The 2035-nt window shown below is 40.6% G+C and carries 3 protein-coding genes; all 3 read right to left on the bottom strand.

What is annotated here, in order from left to right; genetic code table 11:
- Positions 1 to 84 precede the first annotated feature (84 nt).
- Positions 85 to 858, bottom strand: coding sequence for a HEPN domain-containing protein (locus tag VPNCDNU1_RS27470; protein ID WP_104403331.1), 774 nt, complete (start codon positions 856 to 858; stop codon positions 85 to 87).
- Positions 859 to 1130: 272 nt separating this feature from the next.
- Entirely contained in the window at positions 1131 to 1481 is a 351-nt protein-coding gene (locus VPNCDNU1_RS27465) for a hypothetical protein (protein ID WP_145959499.1), read from the bottom strand.
- A 175-nt stretch (positions 1482 to 1656) separates the two neighbouring features.
- Positions 1657 to 2010: a VOC family protein gene (locus tag VPNCDNU1_RS27460; RefSeq protein WP_104403329.1), complete on the bottom strand. Its 354-nt coding sequence runs from the start codon at positions 2008 to 2010 to the stop codon at positions 1657 to 1659.
- Positions 2011 to 2035: the final 25 nt, after the last annotated feature.

Genomic DNA, 2035 nt, shown 5'->3' with positions numbered 1-2035 from the left:
GGAGACCATATATGTGAGCGGCGCTTGGCTATACTTGAGCGAAGCGAAACTGCCAAGCGTTGCGAATCACTCTTAAATGCTTTGTTAGCTGTGATCTTCGATTAGCAGGAAATGTTCCACTACGTGCTTATCTATCTTTATTGCCAACTGGCGCAAAAACCTATTAGCTTGATTTGCTCTATTAAAATCTAGTTGTGTAACAACACCATGAGCAACATCATTTCTAAGCTCACGCAAATCCGAAAAGGTCTCAATTTCTTCTTCCGTTAAACTGACGCCAAAGCACCACTGAGCTACATGTGGAATTTGAGATGCTTTTAACTTCCGGTAATTATTACCTAATTCCATGATTCCGAATGTTGCAAACAACTCTGATGGGAAACGAAAGTCAGTATGCTCTAGCTGCTTAATGTGCTTGGAATATTTAAGTTTCTCAGTTTTCTTTTTGTACTCTCTGAGCTTGTTCGCTGATTTCCTAACATCTTGATCCTTAGCATATTCCATGTGCTGACTTTGTTTTTCTAATGAAATATTCACAAAGTTATCTTGCTCCCCATGAAAATCTAAGACTTCTTTAATAAGAGATTTGAAGTATGCTTCAAAATAGCTAAATGTATTTATAAATAACAATTTACCTAGGTTTTTTCGGTAGTCCGGGATGTAAGCTTTTAGTTGTTCAAAGTTTGGCTCACCTTTTTGAAAGTGATCAGCATCAGGCAGTTTTTTAGCCGCACCATTATCTACTGCTTTCATATATGCATTCAAAGCTGGTACGGCTTGGCAACAAAGTACTGAAAAGTCTAGTGTGGACTGAATTTGACCTTTTAACACTTCAAATGCTTTCGTATTTGTAATCATATGTCATACTTCCTACGTCGTTTGGGGGCTGGTGTAACAGGTAACACACTCCGAGATTTCTTCTGAATGCATTTTAACATTTTAATGTGCATTAGGAAGGCAGAGTTTCTGGTTCGAGTCCAGAGTGCCCATTCGATACTTATCCCTCTTCACAGCTAACGCCAGCTTAAACCGCAGACAACGCACAAAACAAGCCGCTGCACTGCGCCTTAAACACTAAATTCACCGCAAACCAAAAATGCCACGCGTTGGCTGTCGGTTTGAAGCTTTTGTTACATTAACCAAATATGCGTGATCAGTGGTCTATTCCCAGTGCAAGATAATGCCAACTTTACAGGTTTACCTGAGGTATAGGCAGTTAGCGCCATGGAATATATACCTCTTCCCTTATGAGTATTTAGAAATACCGTGTTGTACGTGCCGTTTGCCCCAGAACGACATTCTTGCGGAATATAATCACTAGGGACTCCACCTTCTATAAGAATTAACGCTCGACCGTTTTCATCACCTTCTACGACGATACTCGAGACCTTTTTCGCGGTAGGCATCCAGTGACCTGGATTTGCTGAAACAGACACAGATATAAATGCCAGAGACATAAAAAGTACTTTTAATAATTTCACTAGTTCTTCCCCATAATTCATTTTACTATTTCATTGCATCAATAAAGCACGCTTGAATGTAACGCCCAGTTAAGTAGCCAAAAACGCACAAATACTGTTTCTGCAAACTACCCTAAACACAAAACTCACCGCAAACTAAAAATGCCACGCGTTTTTGGTCTGCTTGAACTGTTTGTTAGGTTGCAGAGCCTCGCAGACCGATCAAGTTTCCAAACGGGTCTTCAACTTGGCACATTACTAGCCCATTCTCTATTGCCATTGGTCCTCGGTAAAGCTTTGCCCCAAGCGATTCAAAATGTTTGAGGGTTCCCTCTAAATTTTCAACCGACCAATACAACACTGTACCGTATTTCCCTGCTCCAACCTTTTCATCAGCTTGAACTATTTCGAGAGAAAAGCCATCGATTTCAAGAACTGTAAAATCGGAATCAGAGTGATAGGTTGGTGTAGCCGAAGGAAAAGCCTTTTGATACCAATCTAACCCTTTCTCGACAGCTGGGACATGAATAAGAATTGCTATTGGACTCAAATTTTACCTCCTAGCACCTAACGCC

The organism is Vibrio penaeicida, from assembly GCF_002933855.1.
In the GTDB taxonomy this organism is placed as follows: Bacteria; Pseudomonadota; Gammaproteobacteria; order Enterobacterales; family Vibrionaceae; genus Vibrio; species Vibrio penaeicida_A.
The sequence above is the reverse complement of the archived record's forward strand: the minus strand, read 5'-3'. Positions and strand labels throughout refer to the sequence as shown.